Raw genomic sequence first — 1,487 nt, 5'->3', positions numbered from 1 at the left:
GACGGCGATGACGTTGGCGCAGTTGGCCGGCACCGAGGACGAGACGTTGGTATTGCTGTTGCCCGCGGCGACCACCACGGTGGTGCCGCGCGAAACGGCACCATTGATCGCGGTCTGGTAGGTGGTGGAGCAGCTGCCACCACCGCCGAGCGACATGTTGATCACTTCGGCGGGGTTGGCGTTGGCCGGGACGCCGCTGACGGTGCCCCCGGACGCCCAGACGATCGCATCGGCGATGTCGGAGGTGTAGCCGCCGCACTTGCCGAGCACGCGCACCGGGACGACCTTGGCATTGAAGGCCGTGCCAGCCACGCCGGTGCTGTTGTTGGTCACCGCCGCAATCGTGCCGGCCACATGGGTGCCGTGCCAGCTCGAGTTGGAGGCCGGAATGCCGGAGCCGCATTCGTTGGCGGCGTACCAGTCGCCTTCGTCGTTGGGATTGTTGTCGCGGCCACCGCCGTCGCGCGCCATCGCTGCGTCGCTGATGAAGTCATAGCCGGGCAGGATGTTGGCGTTGAGGTCGGGATGGTTGGTGATGCCGGTGTCGATCACCGCGACCACCACGCCGGTGCCGGTGGCCTTGTCCCATGCCGGGCGCACGTTGATCGAAGCATTGCTGGTACCGAAGCCCCACTGCTCGGAGAAACGCGTGTCGTTGGGCACCAGCGTGGCCTGCATCAGCTGGTCGACCTCGACGTATTCCACGCTCGGGTCGGCTGCCAGGCGACGCATCAGCAGCTCGGCCTCGGCACGGTCCAGCGGCCGGTCGGCCTTGACCACGGTCGGGCCGATCGCCAACTGACGCAGCTTCTGCAGCCCCAGGGCACGGCCCTGCGCGGCCGGCACTGCCGCAGCCGCGGCCTTGAGCGAGCTGGCCAGCGCGGTCGGGGTGGCGACCTCGGTGCTGCCGTCCTTGTACTTCACGATGAAGCGCTGATGGGTCGGCGCCGAGGACAGGCCGCTCAACTGCACATCGCCGGCGAACGCCGGGGTGGCCAGCAGCAGGGTCGACAGAACGGACGCGCCCAGTACAACCAATGCACGGGGACGCAAACGGTGTTGCGAGACATGAGACATCGGATTTCCCTTTCAGACAGTGAATGCCGTCGTCGCGGCTGAGAATCCAGGTCCGATCCGGGGGCTGCTGAAATCGATGGCGCGGATCGGCCGGGTGAGTGGATCGGTTCCCCTGAATCAAACCGCCCAACCCGACGCTAGTGGGTGGCTGGCCGATCAACAACGTTTCAGCTGCACTTCAGTCACATGAAATGTCGGATCTGAGACTTTCCGGGTCAAGGGTTTGTGAAAGTGAAGAAGTTCACGGGCTTTGGAATGGGCCGATTGCGCCACGGATTGTCTGAAATGGCTGTCGCGCGCGACAAAATCGGGACACCACTTGCGCATCAATGACTTACGCCACTGCCACCGCAGGACAGTAGTGCCGGCCGCTGGCCGGCTCCCGACCATCCGGTAGTGCCCGCCCCAGG

The 1,487-nt window shown here is 65.6% G+C and carries 2 protein-coding genes; both read right to left on the bottom strand.

All coding sequences use genetic code 11. The annotated features are described in order from the left end of the window. On the bottom strand, positions 1–1,077 hold a 1,077-nt coding region (locus ACLFKU_RS43385), incomplete at its 3' end, for a S8 family serine peptidase (protein ID WP_410853346.1). Positions 1,078–1,233: 156 nt separating this feature from the next. After that, positions 1,234–1,487, bottom strand: a 254-nt coding sequence (locus tag ACLFKU_RS43380) for a hypothetical protein (protein WP_410853345.1), incomplete at its 5' end; no start/stop codon positions are given.

It is taken from the genome of Paraburkholderia sp. EG304 (genome assembly GCF_046543485.1).
GTDB lineage: Bacteria > Pseudomonadota > Gammaproteobacteria > Burkholderiales > Burkholderiaceae > Paraburkholderia > Paraburkholderia youngii.
Note: the sequence above shows the minus strand (reverse complement) of the source record. Positions and strands in the feature narration are given on the sequence as shown.